General features: G+C 35.7%; 23 protein-coding genes. All 23 read right to left on the bottom strand.

Going from position 1 to position 25,887, the window contains the following annotated elements:
- Nucleotides 1-1,068: DUF2931 family protein (locus IR022_RS12985; RefSeq protein ID WP_194204030.1), on the bottom strand; the 1,068-nt coding region annotated here is incomplete at its 3' end.
- Nucleotides 1,069-1,122: 54 nt separating this feature from the next.
- Nucleotides 1,123-3,636 (bottom strand): type VI secretion system protein TssR domain-containing protein, encoded by a 2,514-nt coding sequence (tssR, locus tag IR022_RS12990; RefSeq protein ID WP_194204031.1) that lies wholly within the window; start codon nucleotides 3,634-3,636, stop codon nucleotides 1,123-1,125.
- 95 nt (nucleotides 3,637-3,731) lie between these two features.
- Complete coding sequence (locus IR022_RS12995) at nucleotides 3,732-4,616, bottom strand: PKD domain-containing protein (RefSeq protein WP_194204032.1); 885 nt, start codon at nucleotides 4,614-4,616, stop codon at nucleotides 3,732-3,734.
- Nucleotides 4,617-4,622: 6 nt separating this feature from the next.
- Entirely contained in the window at nucleotides 4,623-5,135 is a 513-nt protein-coding gene (locus tag IR022_RS13000; protein WP_194204033.1) for a type VI secretion system transmembrane protein TssO, read from the bottom strand.
- 4 nt (nucleotides 5,136-5,139) lie between these two features.
- Nucleotides 5,140-5,637 (bottom strand): type VI secretion system TssO, encoded by a 498-nt coding sequence (gene tssO / locus IR022_RS13005; protein WP_194204034.1) that lies wholly within the window; start codon nucleotides 5,635-5,637, stop codon nucleotides 5,140-5,142.
- A 433-nt stretch (nucleotides 5,638-6,070) separates the two neighbouring features.
- On the bottom strand, nucleotides 6,071-6,817 hold the full coding sequence (locus IR022_RS13010) for a hypothetical protein (RefSeq protein ID WP_194204035.1): 747 nt from the start codon (nucleotides 6,815-6,817) through the stop codon (nucleotides 6,071-6,073).
- Complete coding sequence (locus IR022_RS13015) at nucleotides 6,810-7,628, bottom strand: hypothetical protein (protein ID WP_194204036.1); 819 nt, start codon at nucleotides 7,626-7,628, stop codon at nucleotides 6,810-6,812. The genes IR022_RS13010 and IR022_RS13015 overlap by 8 nt, the downstream gene beginning before the upstream one ends.
- An 18-nt stretch (nucleotides 7,629-7,646) precedes the next feature.
- Nucleotides 7,647-8,423, bottom strand: coding sequence for a hypothetical protein (locus IR022_RS13020; protein WP_194204037.1), 777 nt, complete (start codon nucleotides 8,421-8,423; stop codon nucleotides 7,647-7,649).
- On the bottom strand, nucleotides 8,392-8,934 hold the full coding sequence (locus IR022_RS13025; RefSeq protein WP_194204038.1) for a hypothetical protein: 543 nt from the start codon (nucleotides 8,932-8,934) through the stop codon (nucleotides 8,392-8,394). Before IR022_RS13025 ends, IR022_RS13020 begins: the two co-directional genes overlap by 32 nt.
- Before the next feature lie 180 nt (nucleotides 8,935-9,114).
- The gene (locus tag IR022_RS13030) at nucleotides 9,115-9,678 is read right to left on the bottom strand and encodes a hypothetical protein (protein WP_194204039.1); all 564 of its coding nucleotides are present in this window, start codon (nucleotides 9,676-9,678) and stop codon (nucleotides 9,115-9,117) included.
- Nucleotides 9,679-9,810: 132 nt separating this feature from the next.
- On the bottom strand, nucleotides 9,811-10,371 hold the full coding sequence (locus tag IR022_RS13035) for a hypothetical protein (RefSeq protein ID WP_194204040.1): 561 nt from the start codon (nucleotides 10,369-10,371) through the stop codon (nucleotides 9,811-9,813).
- A gap of 129 nt (nucleotides 10,372-10,500) precedes the next feature.
- Nucleotides 10,501-12,453 (bottom strand): DUF4280 domain-containing protein, encoded by a 1,953-nt coding sequence (locus tag IR022_RS13040; protein ID WP_194204041.1) that lies wholly within the window; start codon nucleotides 12,451-12,453, stop codon nucleotides 10,501-10,503.
- Between the two features lie 13 nt (nucleotides 12,454-12,466).
- Entirely contained in the window at nucleotides 12,467-13,267 is an 801-nt protein-coding gene (locus tag IR022_RS13045) for a hypothetical protein (RefSeq protein WP_194204042.1), read from the bottom strand.
- Complete coding sequence (locus IR022_RS13050) at nucleotides 13,264-15,105, bottom strand: T6SS phospholipase effector Tle1-like catalytic domain-containing protein (protein ID WP_194204043.1); 1,842 nt, start codon at nucleotides 15,103-15,105, stop codon at nucleotides 13,264-13,266. Before IR022_RS13050 ends, IR022_RS13045 begins: the two co-directional genes overlap by 4 nt.
- An 11-nt stretch (nucleotides 15,106-15,116) precedes the next feature.
- Nucleotides 15,117-16,310, bottom strand: coding sequence for a DUF2931 family protein (locus tag IR022_RS13055; RefSeq protein ID WP_194204044.1), 1,194 nt, complete (start codon nucleotides 16,308-16,310; stop codon nucleotides 15,117-15,119).
- Between the two features lie 11 nt (nucleotides 16,311-16,321).
- Nucleotides 16,322-17,518, bottom strand: a complete 1,197-nt coding sequence (locus tag IR022_RS13060) for a DUF2931 family protein (RefSeq protein ID WP_194204045.1) — start codon at nucleotides 17,516-17,518, stop codon at nucleotides 16,322-16,324.
- A gap of 11 nt (nucleotides 17,519-17,529) precedes the next feature.
- Nucleotides 17,530-18,681, bottom strand: a complete 1,152-nt coding sequence (locus IR022_RS13065; protein WP_194204046.1) for a DUF2931 family protein — start codon at nucleotides 18,679-18,681, stop codon at nucleotides 17,530-17,532.
- Between the two features lie 41 nt (nucleotides 18,682-18,722).
- Nucleotides 18,723-20,558, bottom strand: coding sequence for a type VI secretion system Vgr family protein (locus IR022_RS13070; RefSeq protein ID WP_194204047.1), 1,836 nt, complete (start codon nucleotides 20,556-20,558; stop codon nucleotides 18,723-18,725).
- Nucleotides 20,559-20,571: 13 nt separating this feature from the next.
- The gene (locus IR022_RS13075) at nucleotides 20,572-21,522 is read right to left on the bottom strand and encodes a type VI secretion system baseplate subunit TssG (RefSeq protein WP_194204048.1); all 951 of its coding nucleotides are present in this window, start codon (nucleotides 21,520-21,522) and stop codon (nucleotides 20,572-20,574) included.
- A 6-nt stretch (nucleotides 21,523-21,528) separates the two neighbouring features.
- Nucleotides 21,529-22,683 carry a hypothetical protein gene (locus IR022_RS13080; protein ID WP_194204049.1) on the bottom strand — a complete coding sequence of 385 codons (1,155 nt, stop codon included), beginning with the start codon at nucleotides 22,681-22,683 and terminating at the stop codon, nucleotides 21,529-21,531.
- Nucleotides 22,684-22,729: 46 nt separating this feature from the next.
- Nucleotides 22,730-23,593, bottom strand: a complete 864-nt coding sequence (locus IR022_RS13085) for a TssN family type VI secretion system protein (protein WP_194204050.1) — start codon at nucleotides 23,591-23,593, stop codon at nucleotides 22,730-22,732.
- 10 nt (nucleotides 23,594-23,603) lie between these two features.
- On the bottom strand, nucleotides 23,604-25,439 hold the full coding sequence (locus IR022_RS13090) for a type VI secretion system baseplate subunit TssF (RefSeq protein WP_194204051.1): 1,836 nt from the start codon (nucleotides 25,437-25,439) through the stop codon (nucleotides 23,604-23,606).
- A gap of 4 nt (nucleotides 25,440-25,443) precedes the next feature.
- Nucleotides 25,444-25,887: a GPW/gp25 family protein gene (locus tag IR022_RS13095; protein ID WP_050710629.1), complete on the bottom strand. Its 444-nt coding sequence runs from the start codon at nucleotides 25,885-25,887 to the stop codon at nucleotides 25,444-25,446.

Here is a 25,887-nt window from a genome sequence, read left to right on the forward strand (position 1 = left end):
TTTGGGATATATACCGATGTCTGATCTTACCAGTTCGACTTCCCGGGGGTATTCCAATCCCGGTTGCGAAAACCAGGCACGTACAAAATTGTTTTCTTCATTTACATCAATGCGTAATTCGATCTCCCGTGATGGATCGTCTTCGTACATCTGTTTATAGATTTTAAAAAGTTCCTCCTCTTCTGTTGTTATACGGACATATTGAATTTTTCTGCCGAATGACCAGGTCATAGTAAGCCTTTGTATAGGTGACTTAGGTGAATAGAAAGTGTCCTGGAGTTGTTCTAAAGCAATAAGATCTCTTTCTCCACTGTAATATTCAATATATATTTGGTCAACAATAGCAGCTTTATTCCCAAAATTAGGAGTGATGCGTATATTGTATTTTTTTCGGTAGCTATCATACAAGCCCGGAGATAATCCGTTCTTTTGAAAATTAGCTGTTCTTTTGGGTAAAGAACCCATAAATGTATCGGCAAAATCTTTCTGTGCGGCAGCCCTGTCTGCCCAATCATACCACACATGTGTCGAAGGCAAAAATTCATTCAAATCTCTGGCCGGGGCTTCATCTGCCTGAAATCGTCCTATATCTACCGAGTGACTTCCCCCACCCCTTACCCAGACAACAACCATACCTCCCGGTGCCATTCCCACACTGATTTCATCAAATCTACAGGGGATTTTTCTAACACTTTCTATCATCTGTGTATTAAAGAGTTTTTTGATTGTATCATAAGGTAGGTCAAAAGAACCTGAATAGAATTTGTTTTCGGCAAAAGAGAACCATTCAATACCCAACCCGTCGGGAAGCGGTCCACGCCCCGAATTATTATCACCTGTTGAATATCCCCAGTCGGATTCTATTATGCGTTGTCCGCCAGGTACAGATTGTACAGCTTCATCTCCTTTGTAAAAACCACCGCTTATAACCTGTACAGGATAAAATTCGGGCGCAGGGACTGTTGATTGCCACACAAATGTATCTTTCTCTTTTTCCATATTTTTGCAATTTGTATTAAGAAATATCATCAATAATAATGATAAGATATATGGCAGTTTTAGTTTCATAGGTATGTACTTTTATATTGATCGATTTTTATATATTGACAGTTGCTATCTTTATTATGGTAGTAGTTTCCTATCCACCCAATAATATATTTGTCCGTTAGATTCAAATTGCTCTGCTTTATCAAGCTCTTTCTTCATTTTCTTATAATAAATGATCAATTCTTCTAATTTTTTGTCTGGAACTGCCTTTTTATTTTTTATTTCTTCTATCCTTATTGAGTTCAATAGCTCGTTCGAAGTAGGACTACCCGTAATCCGATATTGAGCCTCAGCTAGAGTCATTTTTTTAAGATTACTATTCTTCTCTTTACACAGTTTACAATATTTGATTGGTGTAAGCAGAAGTTTCGAAAGATGTTTACGTACATTATTTGTATTTGCGTATCCTCCGGGAGCTACTATCTTAATATAGAATTCTTCCCGACCCATTATTGTATCATTTTGAAGCGCAGCCTTAGCTTCTCTATCCAACTCTGCAAATAAATCATCTTCTGGACAATTACACGGTTTCTGCTTCTGTTCTTCTCGTTCTCTTACTTTATATATATAATCCACTTCCTTTTCTGACAGTGCTGCCACAAACTCTTTAAGTTCTTTCATCTCACTTTCAGATAACATTAGACGATAATCTACATGGTTATTAATAGTGTCCTCCAGAACAACAATGCGTGAAGGCATATACCATCCCGGTGTCTCATGACTAAAACTTGCAATAAATTTCTTGGCGGGTAGACGGGTAGTATCTATGCCATAATTTTGAACAAATAGGCTATCGAATACTGTTCGGTTATTACCCACTGAACGAAAAGATTTATCCATAAATTGAATAACACGGCTATTGTCCATCTTTATTTCTTGTAGTATAGTATCAATATTATTGGAAAGTATTTCCATTGATAACAATTCCGATTTACGAGGAAAAAATAAAGCACCTTGTGTTATACTATTATCAGGAAAATCTAGTCTATAACTATTCTCTGTTTCACCGATTCCTATATAACTATTACTTCGTTTTATCTGACTTGGAGAAACTAAAATTTCCTTCTTGGTCTTGAGCATGCCATTTGCATACGAATTAATCATATTCTCTATATCCAATACAAAATTATTGTACTCATCTCCCACTCCGGCATATACTTGAAAGCCCAATATTCGGCAGTTATTCTTAAGAAGTTTATTCAACAATCCAGCATCTAGCCCATCGTTCGCATATCCGGTTTCGCCAATCAATACAATAAGGTTGGTAGCATCCTTATGATCATCAAACATATCTACAGCTTTTCTCAATCCCGCCCATGTTCGAGGAAGCATCGAGGTACGCAGCTTATCTTTATTTTTCACTGTTCCTGACAAATAGTTGATCATATCCGAATATTCGGGTGTTAATTCTGTGCTAGCAGGACGAAGCATTTTATTAGAATCGTCAAAAGTCATCACACAGCTAAACTGGAATGAAAATGTTTCATCGGACTTTTCAAATAGTGGCTGAAGTCCTTGCAAGGCATTGACTATTTGTGGAAAATTGGAAATTGTTTTCTCTTTACCTTCAAACACAAAACAAATATTGATCTTTTTAAGCCCTTTTACTATTGTTCTGAATTGTTTATGAGTTATACTGTTACCATTTACATTCAATATAGAGTTATTACTATAGTCGAATACAGGCAATACCATCCGCGTTCTGAATGCAACGAGAGAATCTTTACACGAATATGAAGACACTGGATTATATCTGATCGTTGAATATTGTTCAGTCAGTAAACTGTTTACATCCATCATATCTTCCGTAATCATCACCTCTTCTTGGTTCCTTATAAAGAAACGCGTTGACTCTTCGGGTAAACTAGCCTGATTTACGTGCAACCCAGTACCAATATCCTTTATAAGGGAATTATCTACCCATCCTAATACTTCCGTTTTTATATCTTCTGCTTTTATATAAGGTTTCTTTGCTATTAGTGTCATCAGTCCATCCTCAGACATTTTCATCTGGTAAATAATACTATAGGGGCTTATAACTCCAGTTTGAGAATTCATTTCCAGATCCTTATATAACTTAATAGAATCTGTTGTGAAGAATTTTACAGGTTCATTAATCGATATCGTATCAGCAAAGATTGCTAACATTTTATTTTTCCTGCCACTTGCAATATCCGTTACCGATTGTTGATTAAGCATTAGTTTAGATTTATGCATCCAACCATAGTATTCCGCTTTTTTATAGTCTAATTTCCCATTCTTTAAAATATCAGGGGTATATTTTATCAGTCGTAAGTAATCACCATTTGTACCAATTACAAGAAAGGGATCAAGGTAATCTACATCTTTAGCCTTTACATTACCTCCGGCATTATTAAGTGTTTTGTTCTTTTCTCTATCAGAGAAGACAATCCAAGGTTCTTTATTCAAATCTGTTTTCGGCGCTCTTATATCACCTCCACAATAGTTAAGTGAATACTCCCTTGGAATTTTTTTTACACTTGTAAAACGATGGATAGGACCACATGATGCTAATAAAAGTAGCAACAGTAGCAAAGAGGTCGTTAGTTTCCGATATATACTATTCATTTTGTATTATGTAAGTAGTGTTAGCTATTTTATTACTTCATACCCAGTGATTAATCTTACAGGTATAGAAGTAAAGAGTCTGTGATCTTATAACCTTAATTGGTGTCAGTTTGTATTACAATTATCTTTTTAACACAGGTTTCCTTATCCTCTTCCAATTCCACCAACACATTCTCTATGATGGTTTGTTTTCGACCTATAATTTTCAATCCTTGACAATAAGAATAAAAATCATTACGCTTCGAATTATTAACAATTACTTGCGCATTAGGATTATTACACAGATAACTAGTCATTATATAATTATAATTCGTGTTAAACGGTTTTTGGTCTACAATAGCCTGTAATTTCAATTTGATATCGTTACCAATCATAGTCTCAATATCAGTCGAATCACTTTCTGAATATTGAGGCGTAATCTCTATTGTGTGGCGAATAGGATATTTAGTTTCCTCAGTAGTTAAGAGTACTTCATAGGTTCCAGGCAAGCTATATTTATAAATTGCTGTTTTTTCTTTTGCATCTACCGCGCCAGTCTCTCCAAATTCCCAGCGCCATTCATTGGATGTTCCTTCTCCTCTGAAAATTATATACTCGTCCTGCAAAGCAGTTTTAGGTGCTTCTATTTTTATCAAGTGTTCATCATCATCTTGTTTTTTAGGACGTACATTCACTACGATTTTTTTAATATAACTGCCATCAACGGTTAGACGTATCTGATACTTACCTGCCTCCGAATAAGTATATTCACCTTTCTGGTGAGGTGAAGAGTCTCCATTACCAAACTCCCAATACCAAGTGTCTGCACCTCTGGTACTATCAGCATATGCTATCGAGCTTCCCAACTCCACATCCAAAGGGCTAACCATAGCTGTAACTTCTCTTTTTGTCAAACACGAGCGCACAAAGAAGGCCATTCCAAGGCAAACAACAATAATTCCAATGATAATATATGTCCTGTTATTAAGTAATTTACTCATGGCAATTTATTTCTTTGTGTTATTTAGTTCGTCCTTCTTTTTCTGTAATCCTATTTCACAACTTTCAAGATTCTTGGTAAATACGGCAATATTTTGTCGTTTAGTCCAGACTTCTTTCTTATCTGCAAACCATAAATTATAGAAGTTAGACACCTGAGCGAATACTTTATAACGAGTATCATAAGTGTTCTTTTCTGTGATGCCTTTAATATCATTCAGGTAGAACTTAATATCGTTTTCCTCATAACTAGCACTAATCCCTGGATTGAAATCTTTTATTTTATTGTAAATAGAATCCACTATTATTATTTCATCGCTCTGCAATTTTTGAAATGCTCTAATACGATCCATTTTAGATATGGCAAATTCTTTTTGAGAAGTTGTTTTTGTCTCAAAATTATAGTAAAATATACAGACGCAACAGAGAGCCGTAGTTATGAAGAATAGAAGACTAACATAAGTAAATCCTACTATGCGTTCCTTTTGATTTTGTGTTTGCTTAAGAGTATTTGCCTCCATTACCTTATTTATTTAGTGTTATGCTTCCGATAGTTAATTTACGAGATGCCTGCTTATTCTCTTCCATACATTTTTTCAGGTCAATTCGTATCAGGTCTTCTTCTGTCCCCAATATACGAATGGAATCTTTGGCACTTAAGAATGAATTTACCTGACTCATCAGCCTTTGATACATCTTTATATCCCGCCCATTCATATCTTCCATTGATGCTAGTATCTCTTGCTTGCGTTTACTGACTAGATTTTGGAGCATCGCATCATTCTTATTAGTATTAAATAGTAGCATGTACTGATACAGAGAATCGATTCGACTTACAAGTTCTATTTGTTGGACATATATCTTGTCATACTCTTCTGTCTTTTCTACAATACGACCTACTTCGATTTTATTAGTCTGCAAGAAGCAGAAGTAAGTAGTCACACCTATTACTACACATGTGGCTAAAAACATGGAGAATTTCCAGTAACCACGATTGATTTCCTTATTGTTTTTTGCTTTCATCTATCATTTACATTTTTACTAAATTGATGGTTCTACAGTCAATTAATTTCACTTTCATTATTTTCCAAAAAATCAATAAATTATCCAAAATAAAATATATTTTTTGATTATCCCATACTTATTATAAAAGGCACTTATGAGGTTCTGTAGGAAGTAAGCAACCACATATTTCCATCTAGTCTTATTAGATAATATTACTCAAGAACAAGGTTCACGTATTTATACTTAACAAGGACCTGATATGATCCCACACTTGTCATCAGCCCGCATTTAATCTCTTCCTTGGGATGCCTAATTACTTTTATAATCAAAGTCTCTTTTTGTGCATAAGCACAAAAAGAAAAGACTGAAAATAGTATTGTTAGTAGATAAGTTTTCATAAGTCTAATTTTTTTTCTGAAAAATAGCAGGCATCAATCCTTGATTGCTTACTCTATTTTATTCCTGCCGATTCTAATCCCTCAAATAAACTTTTAATATTCAAATCCCAGACAAATCCATTTGAATCACAGGTATCACGTTGTTTAACAGATAGTTTATCAATCAGTTCATTATATAATGTTTCATATATGTTTAGAGATTCATTTTCAACTATCTTGTTTATTTTGAAATTTCCATCTATTTTTTTATAAACGAAGTATCCAATCATATCTCCATATTCAATATCTCTTCCAGGCATTACTGCAAATTGGATTCCTGAAATTGGATTGAAATTTTTATCCAGTTCTATTATAAGAGTTATTTTTCCCGCAAAATCAGCGGACAGTGAAGTTAAATTTTTTCTTATATTTCTATATGTAACATGAGACTTAACATTACTAGGATAATATTTGATTAAATAACATCTCGACTCTCTCCTGTCAAAAAGGAGCGTGTACTTATATTCAGTGTCAGGATTTACCCTTTTTTTGCTAAATATGAAAGAGGGCACTATTAGATAAGCAGAGATATCTTTATGTTTATTTATAAATACGATCTCTTTATCTATATTCTCTCGTTTGAATGCAAAATTTTTATCTTTTGCCATCATCGCGAAATAATCAGATTCAACGCTTTCTAGTTTTGTATTTATTTTCGTATTATATACAGATAAATGGGCTAACACATCAACTAATTTTTCTTGGGAAGTTGCGTATAAACTCAACTCAACAAATATAAAAATCAATAATGTCTTATTCATAAGTACCTGATTTCGTCTCCATTTTTATAAAACCAGGTAAACTTCCAGCAAATAATACATCTAAATCAACTTTTTGAATATTAAGCTTCATCGAGTCCTTATCAGCAGCAGTTATACCAAATTGGTTACTTAAGTCCTGATAAGTTATATTGGCAATATTCAATTTTTTGTCCAATAGCAATTTACTTTTAGAAGAGTAAGTATTTTCGCTCGAAAAGAATATATCACAGGAGCTTATTCGTCCTTTTTCAATTTCTTCAGAATTATACCAATCCTTTAGAATTCGGACATTAATGCTCCATAATGGATTTAGTAAAGTATCCAACTCAATTACATTTTGTATATTTCTCGTGAATTTGGCATCTATCAAGGCGGTATTATTTTCTTTGTTCTCAAAATCGAACCTGAGTGTCTTCGAATATTTGAAGTAATAGCACCGTTGAAGTTTACTGTCAAAAAGAACTCCCAGTTTTACACCCCAATCGTGAAAACCGGAGTAAGGTGGCGGGGCACTCAATAAACCTTGAGGAAAGACCATCAAATATAGAGAATAGTTTTTGTAACTATTGATATATATCATGTCTTTGTTTCGGAACTGAAAGTTTCGCTTGTTTGTCATATTATCGAAATAATCACATGAATCCTTTCCTATAATTGTGCTTACAAGTTTACTATCTGCTCGCAAGCTATCCAAAATGGATAATAATAGTTCTTGTGAATAAATACTGTTCAATGAAATAGTTAAAAGAAACAGTAACAAAAAAACTCTTTTACGGTAAGTCAAAATATATGCTTCCATCATTTTATTCATAAGTTGAGCAATTACAGACTAAAATCCGGGTAGACTACCTGTAAATAACCTTTCCGGATCAATTTTTCCTACCGGAGAATCTATGCTATCATTCTCAACTTGATTAATACCAAACCGATCATTTAATTCCTGATAAGTTATATTGGCAATATTCAGATTTCTTTCCAATAAACTTTTACTCTTAAAACAAATACTATTTAGACATAAAAAAAAAGTTAAATATGTTCTCAAATCTCCTCTTTCAGATATATTGGTACCAACTTGATTCCTTGTTACAAAAATAGATATGCCCCATATACGGTCAAATTGCTTATCAAGTTCTACTATATATTGTATATTTCTCGTGAATTCAGCATCTATCAAAGCTGTATTAGCTTCTTTGTTTTGAAAATCGAACCAGAGTGTCATCGAATATTTGAAGTAATAACAGCGTTGAAGTTTAGTATCAAAAAGTACAGCTAATTTGACTCCCGAACTTTGAAGGCCCTGATAAGATTCTACTTTGCTTAGACGATCTTGCGAAACCATTAAGTACATAGAATAGTGTTTGTAGCTATTGATATACACCATGTCTTTGTCTCGAAATCGGAAGTTTTTCTTGTTTGCCATATTATCGAAATAATTACATGAATCTTGTTCTACAATGGTACTGACTGGTGTGCTATCTGCCTGTAAACTATCCAGAATAGATACTAGTAATTCCTGAGAATAAGCCCTATTCCATGAAATTGTTAGAAGGAACAGAAATAGGAATAGAATTCTTTTACCGTAGGTTGAAATAGGTGCTTTCATCATTTGTTACTTTTATGTTATTAGGTACAACTTCCAGGTTTTTATACGAAACGACCTTATTATCTGTCGTGTATACTAATGCTTTATTGTTTTTGCTTTCTTCTTTTTCTAACAGTAAATACTTGAAGTTCGGATTTAGATTATTTTTTTTACCAAAAAGAATCTCCCCATCTATACGCCCCGATGATTTCTCGTCTTTGTTATAGGCTGCCAATTCAAAGATACCAATTAAGTTTACCTTATAGTTGGTCAGTTTCATTAATTCTTCCATTAAAACCTTATCATATCCGGAATTGCAAGAGCCAAATATCAAATACTTCCCGTTTGATACACATTTGATCAACTGCTTCATAGATTCCATATCTTTTTTCACTTGATCTGTCAATAGGTCATTATACTTCTTCTTTTCTTTTCCTATTTCTTGCTTAAAAGCGTCGTACTCTCGCCGGTCATTCTCTTCTTCTATTTTATCCTCATCAGCCTGCCTAAGGTCATCATAGTAGCCATTGGTCATACTATCTTTATTCTTCCATTTTTTTTCCTTTTTTAACTGTTTTACTTCTTCTTCCGATAATTCGAGCGTGCCGTCTCTTATGGCTTGATTCTTTTTTCGTTGCTGCTCCCTTTCAGCCCTATCTGCAGTTCTTTTTTGATAATAGGCTTTTTTTTCATCTTATCCCTGTTTTTTTGACCTTTACTCTTCTATAATTTCGACAATAGTACGATTTGATTCTAAACCGCAGAAAGATAGATATACCTCATATTTGCCTGGTTTGAAAGGAATGTTTACATATTTCATGAGATTTACATTTATATAATTAGCTCCAGCTAAACCAGGTTGTTCGAGTTCTTCATCGCTATATTTTTGTGCTTCCTCCACTCTTGCAATTCTTTCTTTTTCTTTTTCCTCATGATAAGGATTTGGCTCGGGATATTCATATTGTAAATCCTGGTCCACAATTTCCCCTGAGTAAACTGTTTTTTCATTAAGGTTTCTTATGTGAAGCATTTTAGCTGATAGGGCGTTATACTTCAGCCCTCTTTTTAACGAGATTATATATGCAACACATACAGGTATAACAGGAGTAATACTTTCATTTTTAGCAGTATATAGTATCTTATTGGGGGTATTGATAATTATTTTATTAATTGTCATCACTTGACCAGGTAATTGGGGAGAACCAAGACTCTCTTTTGTTTCATAATATCCTAATTTTATTTCATTGAATTCTTTGGGTATAAAATGTATATTTTTCATCGGTTCTGATTGTTTTTCGTTAATTACTTTGGGGTTTTGTAAGCTGCCACATCCTAATAAAATGGGAAAGAATGTCAGCCAAAGTATTATTACATGAACCGATTTTGTCATCTTATTCTTTATTTTTGAGCTTTACTCTTCTACAATTTCGACAATAGTATGATTTGATTCTAAACCGCAAAAAGATAGATATACCTCATATTTGCCTGGTTTGAAAGGGATATCTATATATTCCATCAGATTGACATTCATATAACCACCACCAGCTTGCCCCTCATTTAGCTCATTATCATTATATTTCTGAGCCTCTTCTTCCTTTGCTATTCTCTCTCTCTCTCTCTCTCTCTGGCGAGGGTGCGGCTCAGGGTGTTCATATTGTCTATCCTTGTCGATAATCTCACCTGAATACACTGTTTCTTCATCAAGTTTTCTAATGTGGAGCATCTTTGCGGATAGCTTATGATACTTAAATCCTCTTCTCAAAGAAATTATATATGCAGCACATACAGGAATAACAGGTGTAAAATTGTCGCTATGTAGTTTGTATACAATCTTCTCTGGAGTATTGATTGTTATTGTATTTAAAGTTATCTCACCATTAAGGAATGTCGGTGAACACTCATTTTCAATTGTTTCGTAATATCCTAGTTTTATTTCATTAAATTCTTTGGGTATAAAATGTATATTTTTCATCAGTTCTGATTGTTTATTATTATTTACTTGAATATTTTGTAAGCTGTCACATGATATACAGACGGTAAAAGGAAATAGAAATAGTATTACTATATAAATTAGTTTTTTCATCTTATCTTTTGTTATTAATTATACTCCCGCTACCAAATCAACTTTTCTCAGCGCTTTGGCACATTCTACACAAAAAGCAGACTTTCCATTGGTTGCTCCATACATCACACATTTAGAATTAGTACCATCCGTTTCTGAATCATAACGGGCTTGTCCTGCGGCAATATCGTAATGGCAATGGTTGCCTTTATGCCCTTTACTACTGTCATAAAAATAAGATGTTTTGGCGGGTAATTTACCGCTTCCATCGGAAACCATCCCTAGTTGATGCCCTATTTCATGAATTATAGTCTGGCACATAGCCGCTTCGCTTTTGGCTCGCCACCATGCTTTGGTACATATAGCCACTATATTTGTCCCTCCAAATGACAATCCTCCACGCATCCGGTCTACCCAGTTAACTTTTAACGTAATTGTACCTATATCCGCTGGAAGAGAACTAATATCCACACTTACACTATCACAATAACCGGTTGCATACAGAGTATTTTGGATAGGCGTACATTTTGTTTTTTCAATGGTTACTTTATCAGCATCAGTCCCTCCATTTTTTATAAAGTAGCATTCCACAAACCAATCTTCACTTGGAATGATATCCTTCCAAAGTGCATAAGTTTCTCTTGTTGTAGGATCAGCTATCGATATTATAATGGGAGTTATGCTTCCCCCTATTACATTAAAAAAGGGAATCTTTTGATTTTCAGTTTTCACCGCCAAATGATCGGTGTACCCGATAATCACACAATAGGGACTTTTAGATGGTCCGCTAGATGCAGCATAAGCCGTCTGTATACGACTTTTAAAGGTGGTGCTATCTGCTGTATTACCTATATTCAGCATATGGGCAATATTTACACCGGGTAGACCTTTAAAAGTGATATTGTGTTTGTCGTATTCATTGGTAAAAGTACTTAGGTTGGAAGCAATTGTAGTAAGCCCGGTCATTTTAGCTTCCACATAGTACATCATGCGTTGCGTTTTTACTTTACCAGCTGTCATAATTTCCGTCCCCAGCATGTCCTTAACCGAAATAGTGAAAATATCTCCACCCGCAGGACTTACAAATACCTTATCTCCGTATACAATTTTTTCACCATTAGCATCGGTAGTAAACTCTATTTCTCCCTCACTATATTTAAAATTAGGGTTCCTGCTTTTTTCATTTGCAGTGTAGACAGCATTAGTAGTCTCAGGGATCAGTTTGACCTTAAACTTCGATACTCCTGGTTTATCGAACTTGACTTTAAATCTCAGTTTCTGCCCCAGTCTATCAATATGTGTAATGTCTGTTCCATCCACATACTTAGCATCTTTCTTTATGTTTACATATTGAATGACTGTTCCAGGTTCCGGAACATCACCACTAAGTATCTCTACCGACTGCACTACCTGCTCGGGCTCGGTTACCATTACTTCCACTTCACTCAATTCAGCCCTTTGTCCACTATCAATAATTTTCAAATCCTGCCCACTGATCATGCAAGGAATAGTCGATTTAACGAGTAAAGCATTATTATTACCCACCATAGTCTCTGAGAAATCTTTCCACTCGCCTAGACTAATAACAGCCTTGCAAGGAGGAGGTGGAGCACCGGGCTTTTGTTGGGAAGGATGAGTACATACCCCTGTAAAGTTGAAATTGACTTTTCCGTCTTTGTCCTTTATACTAGCCCATGGCTTATCCTGTAACAGGATAGTGGAAGATGTTACAATTATATCTGCCATAGGAGGATTGCAGAATGTGCATTGTGCTTTGCCTCCCTGACAAACGAACTTTAATGGTTCGCTTACATCTGCCCACTGCTCTTCCTTCTTTTCTTTTTCTTGATCAGAAGTTGACTCCTCTTCTGACATAGATGAGTATGATCCTTGTTCTGATACCTGCTCTTGTTTTTGCTTCGCCTTTTCGTCTTTGGTTTCTATACCAAAGAGGTTGCAAACAAAGTTTGTTATAGTTGATACTAACCCCATAGTGATAATAATTTTATAATTGAACTCGCTGTAATTTGAAATTCCAATGAGTGATAATATTTGACCTCTGAAAGCTTATATCTATTGATGCTGTTTCAGGTAAAATTTCTATTTTTTTCTTACTTATATACCCTTGATATTTCAAGAGAATAGTACGGCTATCAGGTAAAACATTCCCTGTAATAAGGTAATTTTCAATATTACCTTCTGTTTCACTATGAGTTATCTGTTCCTCAAAGAATTCTTCTTCATACTCCGATAACTCTATCATTCGTTTTTGTGACCATCCTGATAGATGGTTCATAGGAATTTGTGGAAATACAAGCCCAAAATAAAAATATTGAGATGCAGCACCCAAAACAGCACCATCTGTTATAAATTGCTTATCGAGTTTATCAAAATAATTATCCACAACTCCACCAATATAATTTTCTTTTAACTTCTGTTTCATTTTCACCCATCTTTGCTTCAATTCTTCTTTATTATTGATAGAAACAGGTTTTCCTGTTAATCTGACAAGAAGCTGCATCCAATCATACCTGTGATATGTTGCTCTCAAAAATTCAGAAGCACGTCCTAATCTGGGAGATAAAAATAGGCGTACCTTACTTATTTCTAATTCAAAAACAATAGATAATGCTGATTTATCACTAAAATACATATCTAATTCTCTATTGTAAACAGTAGCCTTCTCTCCCGTTTTTTTTAGAAAACGTATCCGAATTATATGTTCATATACGTTACTCTCGCTTACTCCATTATTAAGTGTTACTAAACTACATGTAAGCCTATAAGATACTGTGTTATCCATCATGCATAATAGGTTTCTCTTATTCCACTCTCTGTAGGCGAATTATTTTCGCTAGGCCTATGTGGTGGTGGTATAACCATATTTTCCTTAAATAAAAGACCTTTGTAGTGCGCCGACCAATGTAAATATCTGTTTCGTAAGCCTTTCAGGTAGATCTGGTCGATAATCCTCTTAAATAAGGCATTTTTTACTTTATTGACAGAATCTTCATTATAATGATTGAGCTTGTAGGTATTGAATATGGTAGATGAAGGGATATAGTTCCAACCTTTCGATTCTCCCGATATAATTTTATGGATGCGCTTTTGAGCATAAATAAGAAGTCCCTCATCCGAATCTACAGGCATGGACAACTCAGCTAATTTTCCATCCTTTGTTGAGCAATCAAGCCAACTTTCTATAAACTTCTTCCAATCCTGTTCTCTTTGAGGTTTAAGCGTAGCTATAATATTTTCGTCCGGAACTGGACCAGTATATCCTCTGATATTATCTTTCCTAAAAGTATTTACATCCTCTTTCCATTTAAAGAATAATTCGGCGAGACTCGAATTCATATAGGTATACCAAGCACTTTCGGCTATTGCTCCCTGATTTGAAGGTAGAGAAGGTATTTTTTGTAGCTTCTTCATATCAAACATTTTATCGTTTACCTCCAAGCCATATTCTGCCATAATATTTAAGACAATATAAGCATACTTGTTACTTAACTGGCGCTTTCCCAACAGCTTATTACATCGAACCATCCGGTCAAAAGAATTAGAAGTTTCTTCTTTCACACTTAGTTCATCCTTCTTATCTGTATACCAACCTTGGGCTCTCAAAGCTTGTGCTCTTTTTAACAAGTCGTCAGTTCCCCTATATTGGAGTTTTATTTCCACCTCTTCATAAGCCTTATTACGGTATCCGCCACCTATATCGCTATGCACTCCTGGTAGCTTTTTCTCAGTGGCTTTTGTGCTTTTTTGGATAGGAGTTATGGCAAAATTTTTACGGTGTTCGTCGTCTGACACTAAATGTACGGCTTTCTTCGCTTTGGCAATTCCGGCATTCATATGCAAAAGTTTGGCTCCTTCTTTAAATTTAGGATCAACGTTAAATGAAATTGGTGTGATCAATGCCGGTGCATAGCTAATGACCTTAGGACCTTTAATAAGGCCTTCGGGATCGTAAGATGCCACAGTATCGAATAAACCTACAAAACGTATATTGATCGTGATATTGGCAATATCAAGACCCTTTTTCCCTAGAAAATAGCCTAGAAAACCACCGGCTTTCACTCCTTTTGTTTTATATTTTTGTTTGTCAACCGTCCCTTCTTTTTCGATACCATCTGAACGAGTTATCTCATAGGCAAAATTACGAGCAGCAGCTGCACCACGGCTAAAACCGAATATATCAATATTTAGCCCCCCAAACTTGTCACCATCAAAGTTATTGGCTAGTTTCATACAAGCTTTTTTTACCTTTCCCCGTATACCACTATCACCCATTCCAAAACCTGCCCCTTCACTATCATCCGCCTCCAGATCTTCTGTGGCTATGCCTTCTATATAAAGATTTATTACATCTTCACTTTTCCGATAAGCTTTGTTCAGCAGTGCAACGTTTGAGTAATCGCCATGATAGCTACTCTCCTCGTCCTTTTTCCCATTTTTAGCATATTGACTCGGGGCATACGAAAAGTGTTTCTTTTTGGTGTCAGCAAGTTCTTTCTCGTATTGTTCACGGGCAGCCACATTGGTTCGGTTATTTAAAGTTCCATCAAAAAAAACACCAAAAGTCATGTAGCCTTTTTTTAAGGTAGTTTCTTCTTGCCTTATATTGGGGTTGTCATATGTCATAGTGTATTATTTTATTGATTATACATATCCTTAAACTCCTCCCTGAATGCAATATATCGGTGTCGATCATTTTCATCCACCGGATATATTTTTATATATGCCTTGGTCAGCTCCAGTTCTCTCGGATATTCAGCATGGGGATCAGACAACCACAAGCGGATAAAATTATTCTCTTTATTGACGTGTACTCGCAACTCTATTTCGCGGTCGGGATTACCTTCGTAGAGAGTGTTGTATGCCTCCATCAGTTCGGTTTCGTCCATCATGACTGTTGTTTCTTTCAAAGTACGTCCAAACGACCAGTAGGTATTGAAGAAACGGATGCGAGCACGCTTTTTAAAGCCATTGTCATTTTGAGGATAAATCTGCATATATTCCTCTTCTCCATTGTAATATTCTGACTTTATCCTATCAGTCATAGCGTTGGGGTCGTCGTAATCCATCCTCACCCTAAAGAGAAATTTTTCACGGTATTTGTCCCATAAGCCAAAGGGTATTTTCCCTTGAATACTGTCTAAATGCCTGCCTGCACGAGATTCATTTTTATAAAGAAAGGAATTCCTAAAATCTTCCTGTGTTACGTCTTTAGGGTCCATATCCAATTCCTGAACCCATCCCCATGTTCGTAACTCTCCAAGAAAACTTTCGAGAGTACGAGTTGTTTCCTCTGCCTGGTAATGTCCCACTTCTGTAACCCATCCGTCACTACTGCGCAACCATACTGCCACCGTTCCTCCTGGAGCAAGCCCTACCAAGAGATACCGATACGTCTGATGTAACCGCTTGTCGATAACGGGAAATCCTCGCTCCATAAGGGCAATAATAGTATCTTTGGGCAAGCTAAAAGTACCTTTATAAAATTTATTTTCGGTAAAGGAAAACCACTCGATAAATAATTCATCTGGCAGCGATTTCAGCTCAGATCCAACCAGTTCGGTAGAACCATGCTTTCCCCAGCCATTATCTACAAAGTCATAATTAGGAACAAATGCAACTATTTTTTCTTCCGAAGAAAAATATCCGCTTACAATCCAAACTGGATACATTTTAGGGGCGCATTCAGTAGGAAGCCATTCATATTTTTTATTTTCCATTCCGTTACAGTTTACATGAGTTACAGCAATAACTATTAATAGAAGTATATGCAGTATTTTTAGTTTTTTAGTTTTTTCTTCTTGCTTTATATTGGGGTTGTCATATGTCATAGTGTATTATTTTATTGATTATACATATCCTTAAACTCTTCTCTAAATATCAGATATTGATGTCGAAGCGTCTCGCTTACAGGGTATATTTTTATGTATGCCTTGGTCAGTTCCAGTTCTCTCGAATATTCAGCATGGGGGTCAGACAACCATAGGCGGATAAAATCATTTTCTTTATTGACATGTACCCGCAACTCTATTTCGCGGTCGGGATTACCTTCATATAGAGTATTGTATGCCTCCATCAGCTCGGTTTCGTCCATCATTACTGTTGTCTCTTGTAAAGTACGACCAAACGACCAATAGGTATTGAAAAAGCGGATGCGGGCACGCTTTTTGAAGCCATTGTCGTTTTGAGGATAAATCTGCATATATTCCTCTTCTCCATTGTAATATTCTGACTTTATCCTATCAGTCATAGCATTGGGATCGTCGTAATCCATTCTCACCCTAAAGAGAAATTTTTCACGGTATTTGTCCCATAGGCCAAAGGGTATTTTCCCTTGAATACTGTCTAAATGCCTGCCTGCTGTGGAGAACTTATTTTTATAAAGAAAGGAATTTCTGAAATCTTCCTGGGTTACGTCTTTAGGATCCATATCCAATTCCTGAACCCATCCCCATGTTCGTAACTCTCCGAGAAAACTTTCGAGAGTACGAGTTGTTTCCTCTGCCTGGTAATGTCCCACTTCTGTAGCCCATCCGTCACTACTTAGTAGCCATACTACCACTCTGCCTCCCGGGGCAAGCCCTACCGAGATACAATTGTATGTCTGATGTAACCGCCTGTCAATAACAGGAAATCCCTGCTCCATGAGAGAAGCAATAGTATCTTTGGGCAAGCTAAAAGTACCTTTGTAAAATTTATTTTCGGTGAAGGAAAACCACTCTATAAATAATTCATCCGGTAGGGTTTTTAGGTCAGGGCCAACTACTTCGATAGAGCCCTGCTTTCCCCAGCCGTTATCTACTAGAATACCACGAGGTACAGATGCAATGTATTTTTCTTCTGAAGAAAAATAACCATACACAATAGATACCGGATACATTTGAGGGGCACACCTACCAGGAAGCCATTCATATTTTTTATTTTCCATTTCGTTACAGTTTACATGAGTTACAGCAATAACTATTAATAGAAGTATATGCAGTATTTTTAGTTTTTTAGTTTTTTCTTCTTGCTTTATATTGGGGTTGTCATATGTCATAGTGTATTATTTTATTGATTATACATATCCTTAAACTCTTCTCTGAATACCAAATATCGATGTCGAAGTGTCTCGCTTACCGGGTATATTTTTATATATGCCTTGGTCAGCTCCAATTCTTTCGGATATTCGGCATGGGGGTCAGACAACCACAAGCGGATAAAATTATTCTCTTTATTGACGTGTACTCGCAACTCTATTTCGCGGTTGGGATTACCTTCGTAGAGAGTATTGTATGCCTCCATCAGTTCGGTTTCGTCCATCATTACTGTTGTTTCTTTCAAAGTACGACCAAATGACCAATAGGTGTTGAAGAAGCGGATACGGGCACGCATTTTAAAACCATTGTCATTTTGAGGATAAATCTGCACGGATTCCTCTTCCCCATTATAATATTCCGATAAGACCATGTCTGTAACGGCGGTAGGATCGTCGTAATCCATCCTCACCCTAAAAAGAAATTTTTCACGGTATTTGTCCCATAAGCCAAAGGGTATTTTCCCTTGAATACTGTCTAAATGCCTGCCTGCACGAGATTCATTTTTATAAAGAAAGGAATTCCTAAAATCTTCCTGTGTTACGTCTTTAGGATCCATATCCAATTCCTGAACCCATCCCCATGTTCGTAACTCTCCGAGAAAACTTTCGAGAGTACGAGTTATTTCCTCTGCCTGGTAATGTCCCACTTCTGTAACCCATCCGTCACTACTGCGCAACCATACTGCCACCGTTCCTCCCGGAGCAAGCCCTACCAAGAGATACCGATACGTCTGATGTAACCGCTTGTCGATAACGGGAAATCCTCGCTCCATGAGGGCAATAATAGTATCTTTGGGCAAGCTAAAAGTACCTTTATAAAATTTATTTTCGGTAAAGGAAAACCACTCGATAAATAATTCATCTGGCAGCAATTTCAGCTCAGATCCAACCAGTTCGGTAGAACCATGCTTTCCCCAGCCATTATCTACAAAGTCATAATTAGGAACAAATGCAACTATTTTTTCTTCCGAAGAAAAATATCCGCTTACAATCCAAACTGGATACATTTTAGGGGCGCATTCAGTAGGAAGCCATTCATATTTTTTATTTTCCATTCCGTTACAGTTTACATAAGTTACAGCAATAACTATCAATAGAAGTATAGAGAATAATTGTAATTTCATATTTAGTTAATAACGAATCTTATTAAATAGAAAACATAATTTTATCCTTTGCTTACTCTCGCATCTGTTGCTCCTTGCACTAAGGCTTTTCCTGCACTCTTTACTATCATATCTCCATTTGTAGTTATAATATCAGTTTCACCAGCTATTTGCGTAAGTTTTTCACCTATATTTATTTCTGAATTTGAAGAAAAAGAATCTTTCAAGTTAGTTGCCGTACGTTCTACGTCACCTACTACTTCTATTCTTTGATTGCCCCCTATAGACGTTTTCATATCTCCTCCAACCGTTATATCCATATTTTCTTCTACGTTAACAATCATGTTTTTTGAATTTAAAGTCAGTGTCTCGGGAGTGTTAACCGTTATATTTCCATTACCATCCATATCCCAAGTATTTCCACTGGGGTCTTCGATATGTAGCGATTTTTGGTCATCATTAAATACAATCTTTATTCCGCTTCGGGTAATAATACTTTTTTCAGCATTATTGCTTCCCCCTCCCTTACCGTTGGCTCCATGAAACATACTTCCTTTTACAAATGGACGGTTAGGATCTCCATATTCAAAATCAATCATCACCTGATCGCCTTCTTCGGGTACGAACACCATTCCTCTATTTTTACCAACTTCATTGCTCGAACCTGCATTGAGTGACATCACACGCATCCAAGTTTCGCTTGCACGGTTTGTTGCGAAAGGAAATTCTACACACACTCTTCCCTGTCCTTGAGGATCATTGTTTTTAACTACCTGTCCTAATAATGGACCGATAAGAGGCATTTGAAGTTGGGGTACGGGGAAAAACTTCAAAGCCGAGGGTATACCTTCAAATTCGCAATGATATCTGCTTCCTTGATCTATAACATGACGTACTTTTATTATGCGATAGGTTCCCAGATTACTTGCTCCGGGCATATTTCCAGGCATACGTATAGTTAGTAGTCGTCCTATTCTTGGTGCACAAGTTTTGGCTTTTCCTTCTACGTAAACAGTCCGCGATGCAGTGGTTACTTTATTCCGTTTCACTATTTCGTCCAGTGATCCTTTGTCTTCTACATTTAATAAGACAGGAGCTTTTACTGGGCGTTTTTCTGTAAGTTCTTTACTTTGTAATGCTGCGGTATTCACATAATCATTGGCATCGTCTATTCTTTCCGGTGCATCCTGGATCAACATATCGTCATTATCGGAAAGATACTGGTAGCCTGTAAAGTTATTAGCTAATAGCCTTGCCCCTGATCTGAATTGGGTAATCTCTTTATCGTAGGTTACCTCCATCGGATCCCAATCTTTATACTGACCGAAAACAAGGTCTCGCCCTGTATAGAACAAGGTTTCTCCCGATATGGCAGACAATCTCTGTAAGAATTGCCAATCACTTTCATTATATTGCATTAGGAAACTTACCTTTCCTGTATACGCAGGGCTATTTACACACGACAACCGTTTGTTAATTACACCATCCGTTACTTCTTTAAAAACTTCTTGCAAGGTCATTTCACTAAAGACATCCATACGTTTACCTCTCTCCAGAAGTACGGTTGTACTATATCCTTGTAAAATGAGATAACCGTGCTTTCCGTCTTCGCCTTCATTGCTAACATCTGCTATAACACCTTTAAATTCATAGGCATTGGCACTATCATTACCCTGTAGAAGTTCTATATCAAGAATCTTACCGATCAGATTCATTTGTTCCAGAGGATTACTCATAAATTCTTGATTCAGGCTATCATAATCCATTTTAATTTGGAATGTATGATGCTGACCAAATGCTTGATCAAGAACTAATGAATCAAACTTCACTTTTTTACCTTCTACATAAACTAAGGCATTGGTAGCCAGTTTCTCTTCTAAATAACTTTGTGTTGCCATATGTTTTTATGTTTTATAGGGTTGTGTTAATGCCTAGATATGCTTTATGCGTTTTACCCGATAAACGGAATTTAGACTCTTCTTTAGAGATTCGGTATTTTATTTGTTTATTCCTATCAAAAGGAAGTACTATATCTATTAGTTTTTTTAAAATCAGATCATTCGACTTACCTGATTCGAATAGTTTCATTTCCTGAGGACTTAGAGGTCCTATTGTAACAATCAAATCTTGATCATCACTTTCAACTGAGTTACCAAGTATAGAATTATTACCTAGTTTCCATTGCCCTAGCTTTACTCGATCTTGAGGTTCAAGTTTCATCCACGATTTTTTGTCCTCATTTATCGTGACCTCAAAGCCCAATACAATAGACATGACTTTTTCAGACAAGTTTTTGCTTTCTGAGACTTCGGCTATAACAGGAATAATACGTATAAATAAAAGAGCCTGCGCTAAAGTCAAATGTTTGAGAATATCCCATTGGTCTTCAAAAATTTCGGAAAGATTGGAATGAAAATAAGCCTTATCAAATTTCTGTTCATACTCTTGAGCACCTACTAAAAGTTTATCAAACACCATTTCGAAAGGCTGAAAGTACCTTCGGGCAAAAAATTCCTGATCACGATAGCCGCGTATCTCATGAATGATGTCATCTTTTGTCTTTTGTTTTTTAACATGGCTAGGTTGATGAAATATTCCCTCGGGTAACGAATCATATATACCAAATCTATTAGTATAAATGTATAAGTACTCCATCATGTCATAAACGGAATAATCATTTTCGATCCTATCAATATCTTTCGAGACATGTCTTTTATCACCTCTCTGACGGATGATCATCGTTTTATCCTCGGCATTACCTGTGGCAATTAGTCCAGCGGCAATAACTTCTGCACGGAAATCTGTTCCAAGTGTATTGACAGCTCTTACTTTCTCTTTTCGAGTACTACTTTTGGTCTCCATTGCTTCTTAATCTAAAATTGTCCAGCCACTTTTTACCTTTGGAGCATCTGTTTGATTAGTACGTTCCGATATAACAATATTTTCTTTATGCTGACCGATATATTCCAATGAACTTAGTTTCAACCATAATTCACCCATAACTCGCAGAAATGACTCTATCTGTAACATAATTGTACGGATATTGCCATGTTCATATATAACATTCAAACTATTTGCTAACAATTCTTCGAATGAACCTGGAGTTACATCACTCCATTCATAAAAATACTTAAGCAACTCTTCCCGTTGTGTTCTCGAAATAAAATTCAAACTAATAAAACAGGTATGAGCCAGAGTTGAAAAGTAACCTACTATTTCTACCGGAGCTGCTGTACGCCCTGTATTTCGATATGCAAAATAGATGGATGCAATATACCTCATCAGGTCTTCACACACATTGCCTATATGCGTAGCCAAAGGTGAGTTTCTAGTTCCTTCACGAGTCTTTGATATAATTATCTTTGAAGCTCTTTCTATATCATTCAAATAGCTACCAAAGCGCTCATAATAATCCAATAAATCGGGATGACTACTCATACTTACACAAGGAGGAATATATTGTGTATCCACTTCATAACGGTTACCATTTTGTCTGATACGCCCTATTACTAAATGAAACATCCCTAATTGTTCCTTATTTACTTGCCCTTGTGGAGCAATAGTCAACCCATAATACTCAGTAGTATCGGGATGCCTTGGAGGAGTCTCTTCTCCATCGGGAATGCCAGTTGGGATTCTTTTAAAGGGATCAACCGTAAGAATTACATCCCAAAAACCATTTCCTTTTGATTGAGACTCTTTTTCTTCAGAAAAAGTATGCGTATACAAAAGAAAGTTCGATTGTCCAGGGTTATAAGATATACGACACCCTCCACCAGTAATTGCATTACAACTTCTAAGTTTTATTTCCACCTTACCTGTAAGCTGTTCGCTAATCTCAAATCTACTTGATACTTTATTCTCTCCAAAAGGTGGTAGTAAGCCGTAATTATGACCATTCATCATTACAGCTTTTGTATCACAAAGACGGTCTATGAAATAGTTTTCCAATTGTTCTAAATGTGAACAATCTACATCCATATTTTCTTTCCAATTAACCAATCTATATATCTTATTATCCATGATCCTATATATTATTCATTTTTTCAACTCCTCTATATTTTGATCACTAGTTGTATTCTTTATATTGAACACGTTTAGCTATGATCACATTTTCTTCTTTTATTTTATTAGCCATAAAAGATAATCTTGGGTCTATATATTTCTTACGCCCCAATATGCTTGAGTTCACATAAAACATCCAGCCATATGAATCACTCTCATCATCAAAAGCAACTGCTGCATTAGGTGATTTTTTATTATAGTCGCCTATAAACAATTTGAACCATATACCAAAAGGCATATTCTCCGAAGCTTTAACTTTTATGTTCAGAGGTTCTCGGTGTGTTACTTGTTTAAAAATTTCTAGTTCTACTACAATTATCTTGTTGTTATCCATATATTCGGCATCTATCTCATCCGACTCTTCTTTATATGACCAGATATCATACACTTCCAACGGTATATCCATGAAGGTTCGGTATGTTTTCATAAAAAGAGATGGGAAAATAAAAGTTAGCAAGCAGGTCGCTGCCCATAGACCATATTGTAATTCGTTGCATAGGTTAAAGACCAATGAGAATAACCCTGCACCAACAATCATAAGTACAAACACCAATAGAAATTCTACATAGTAGGGTTTTTCTTCGATACCTTTAACAAAATATTTCATTAGCTTGAGATTCCACCAACCCAATAATAAGTATAGAACTTGTAGACCGATATAGCAATAGGGCATAAACCAATAGTCTATAAAACCCAAAAAGGCAGGAGCAGCCAATAACAAACAGGTTGCAAGAAAATAGAATATAACTTTCTTATCACTCAAAAGCCTGTTCTTTTTGGCAATAAAGAACATTACCACCCCAAGTAGTAGTCCTACAAGTGGCAATAATAAATATAATAGCACAAAATTACTTAATACAAGTTCCATATAAATTATCTTAGTTTGAGAGTGTTTTATCAATAAATACCCTGTATCTGAACGTAAAAGGAGAATTCTTTTTCAATAACTCACAAAAGTAAGTTTCATCACGTTGCCCCATATAATTATTCAATCCTCTACGTGGTTTTAAATAAACATCGGTAGTCCGAATAAAGCCGATTGATGAATCTTCACTTTCAATTAGTCCTTTTCGTATCTGAACCTCACTTATTGAATCTCCGAATTCCTGCATACAATAAGCTTTAATATCATCATTAGTAACCAGTATGCGACTATTTGTTATCGTTTTACTATATATCTTATATTTTTCTGATTCACCTGGTGCACCTTTCCCTTTTTTTACGGATGACACTAATACAATAGAACTCGGATCTAATTGTAATCCAGGTTCAGCCTGCATTACCAATCCTTGGTTCATATTCTCTGGAATATTATTAACTGTCACCCAATAGTTGACGAAGTAAAGATTCTTATCATTTATTTGTGGACTCAAAAGAATATAATTTTTAATCTCATATCTATCTTTGGAGTTCAAAACGATGCTACGCAAACCTTTCAATAATAAACTTATATCTTCCTGTATTTCCTCCATATCATTCTTTTCGTCCGCTTCCCCTGACATAAAGGATGATGCCTCTTTAGTTATATGAGTAAGTATATTTAGAAGGTACTGCCTTGCTTCGCGCTTATCGTATCTCTCACAACCTCCACGGCGTAAAGCATAAATTCCATATAAATCACTGTTTTTAAATGGCACATCATAATATTCTTTACCCATCGAATCTATCAGAGAGCAAACGGATATAAATGACTCGTCATTACCAGTATCTAACGGGATTATGGGTACTACTCGATTTAACTCGATAGTCTTGGATATTAACTTCTTACAGACAACAGGAAAAGAGTTAATATTCAAACGTATCGAAGAGATCGCCTCGTCTGTAACCTCTGAAGGACAAGCAACTTCAATCCATATAAGAGGCTTTGTAAAATCTTCCAAAAACCCTTCTGGATAATATTCCTTTAATTTATCAGGAAAGAATTCTCTTTTTTCTGTGATATCGAAGCTTTCACCTATATGAAGAAAGTAAGGATCGTATTCTTTTTTTATAGAATCATTTATTTTGTAGGACAAGTCATATCCAGAAAACAATTCCAAAGTGTGGTTTGCGTATTTTTCTTTTTTACAAGGAATACCTCTGGTTATAGGTATCTCTCTATCCTGCATCTTCCATATACTATATGGTAGCAGGCTTAATTGGTTCATCTTTTGGTAGGTATTCGTAAAATCAATATAGAACGAAAGCTCTTCCAAGTTATTTATTTTCTCATCCACTTCTAGCCCCATCCAGAAAGTGTTATCTGCAAATTCGGATGTTTTCTTAGCCCTAGAAAGTAATGTTTTATGTTGTGTCTTATCAATAGAGTAGAATAGTCCTTTGTGGGCAAAATACTTGATATCACCCTTAAACAGTTGTGTATTACATACCGGAAAAAAAGTAAGATCATTATCAGCCTGCAAAGTAAAAGATGTTTGAGGTGTAACCAGACATTTACTTTCAGATGGGATGGCATGCAAAACAGCATGCGCCGGCCTAGCTATAGCTTTTACATCAGATACAAGCATATCAGCTAACTTATCTAATATCCGGTCTTCCATATTATCAAACTCTCCGGATATTTTATAAACTTCCTCTGCTAGGCACTCCAGCAAAAGAAGAGCCATTGGATCTCTCAATTCATTTTGCTTGATACCCATATACTCAGAGGTAACCCTGATCATACGATCAAGTATACTCCTTTTATGTCCATATTCTGTTGATAAATCTGCCATTGTATTATTCTGTTGATAAAGGCCCTAGAAATAATGCATACTTAAATCCGCAAGGTATATTTGTTGAAGTAATGATCCCATTTATATATACCATGACCTTTTTTTTAATAGCCGTGGTCTTCATCACATGATCTTCTTTAGTTACTTCCAGAATATCTATAGAGACGGTCACATCTTTTAATCTGCTTTCATTACGTTGCACAGCACTTAAAATATGTCCTTGAAAATCATCAAGCCACTCTTTTCTAGAAACAACCATTTCAAAATCCATATCCCATATCTTGCACCCAAAATTTTTATTAAACTTATGTTCGCCCGGGCAGGTTGTTATTAATAATTCCAAGTAATCATCAATTGACTCCAATTCGGTACACATAGGCATTGTATCCGCAACACCTGTAACGATAGACTGAAAGTTAAAAGGAGCTTTATAACAGATCTTTTTCAT

The organism is Dysgonomonas sp. GY617 (assembly GCF_015233815.1).
Lineage (GTDB): Bacteria > Bacteroidota > Bacteroidia > Bacteroidales > Dysgonomonadaceae > Dysgonomonas_A.

What these genes read in the sequence shown, in the direction of transcription:
- IR022_RS13035 (WP_194204040.1), bottom strand. Translation starts at nt 10,371, where the DNA reads ATGAAAAATATACATTTTATACCCAAAGAATTTAATGAAATAAAACTA.
- IR022_RS13095 (WP_050710629.1), bottom strand. Translation starts at nt 25,887, where the DNA reads ATGAAAAAGATCTGTTATAAAGCTCCTTTTAACTTTCAGTCTATCGTT.
- IR022_RS13065 (WP_194204046.1), bottom strand. Translation starts at nt 18,681, where the DNA reads ATGAAATTACAATTATTCTCTATACTTCTATTGATAGTTATTGCTGTA.
- IR022_RS13015 (WP_194204036.1), bottom strand. Translation starts at nt 7,628, where the DNA reads ATGAATAAAATGATGGAAGCATATATTTTGACTTACCGTAAAAGAGTT.
- IR022_RS13070 (WP_194204047.1), bottom strand. Translation starts at nt 20,558, where the DNA reads ATGGCAACACAAAGTTATTTAGAAGAGAAACTGGCTACCAATGCCTTA.
- IR022_RS13055 (WP_194204044.1), bottom strand. Translation starts at nt 16,310, where the DNA reads ATGACATATGACAACCCCAATATAAAGCAAGAAGAAAAAACTAAAAAA.
- IR022_RS13090 (WP_194204051.1), bottom strand. Translation starts at nt 25,439, where the DNA reads ATGGCAGATTTATCAACAGAATATGGACATAAAAGGAGTATACTTGAT.
- IR022_RS13040 (WP_194204041.1), bottom strand. Translation starts at nt 12,453, where the DNA reads ATGGGGTTAGTATCAACTATAACAAACTTTGTTTGCAACCTCTTTGGT.
- IR022_RS13075 (WP_194204048.1), bottom strand. Translation starts at nt 21,522, where the DNA reads ATGGAGACCAAAAGTAGTACTCGAAAAGAGAAAGTAAGAGCTGTCAAT.
- IR022_RS13050 (WP_194204043.1), bottom strand. Translation starts at nt 15,105, where the DNA reads ATGACATATGACAACCCCAATATAAGGCAAGAAGAAACTACCTTAAAA.
- IR022_RS12995 (WP_194204032.1), bottom strand. Translation starts at nt 4,616, where the DNA reads ATGAGTAAATTACTTAATAACAGGACATATATTATCATTGGAATTATT.
- IR022_RS13010 (WP_194204035.1), bottom strand. Translation starts at nt 6,817, where the DNA reads ATGAATAAGACATTATTGATTTTTATATTTGTTGAGTTGAGTTTATAC.
- IR022_RS13020 (WP_194204037.1), bottom strand. Translation starts at nt 8,423, where the DNA reads ATGATGAAAGCACCTATTTCAACCTACGGTAAAAGAATTCTATTCCTA.
- IR022_RS13085 (WP_194204050.1), bottom strand. Translation starts at nt 23,593, where the DNA reads ATGGAACTTGTATTAAGTAATTTTGTGCTATTATATTTATTATTGCCA.
- tssO (WP_194204034.1), bottom strand. Translation starts at nt 5,637, where the DNA reads ATGAAAGCAAAAAACAATAAGGAAATCAATCGTGGTTACTGGAAATTC.
- IR022_RS13030 (WP_194204039.1), bottom strand. Translation starts at nt 9,678, where the DNA reads ATGAAAAATATACATTTTATACCCAAAGAATTCAATGAAATAAAATTA.
- IR022_RS13045 (WP_194204042.1), bottom strand. Translation starts at nt 13,267, where the DNA reads ATGATGGATAACACAGTATCTTATAGGCTTACATGTAGTTTAGTAACA.
- IR022_RS13080 (WP_194204049.1), bottom strand. Translation starts at nt 22,683, where the DNA reads ATGGATAATAAGATATATAGATTGGTTAATTGGAAAGAAAATATGGAT.
- IR022_RS13025 (WP_194204038.1), bottom strand. Translation starts at nt 8,934, where the DNA reads ATGACCAATGGCTACTATGATGACCTTAGGCAGGCTGATGAGGATAAA.
- IR022_RS13000 (WP_194204033.1), bottom strand. Translation starts at nt 5,135, where the DNA reads ATGGAGGCAAATACTCTTAAGCAAACACAAAATCAAAAGGAACGCATA.
- tssR (WP_194204031.1), bottom strand. Translation starts at nt 3,636, where the DNA reads ATGAATAGTATATATCGGAAACTAACGACCTCTTTGCTACTGTTGCTA.
- IR022_RS13060 (WP_194204045.1), bottom strand. Translation starts at nt 17,518, where the DNA reads ATGACATATGACAACCCCAATATAAAGCAAGAAGAAAAAACTAAAAAA.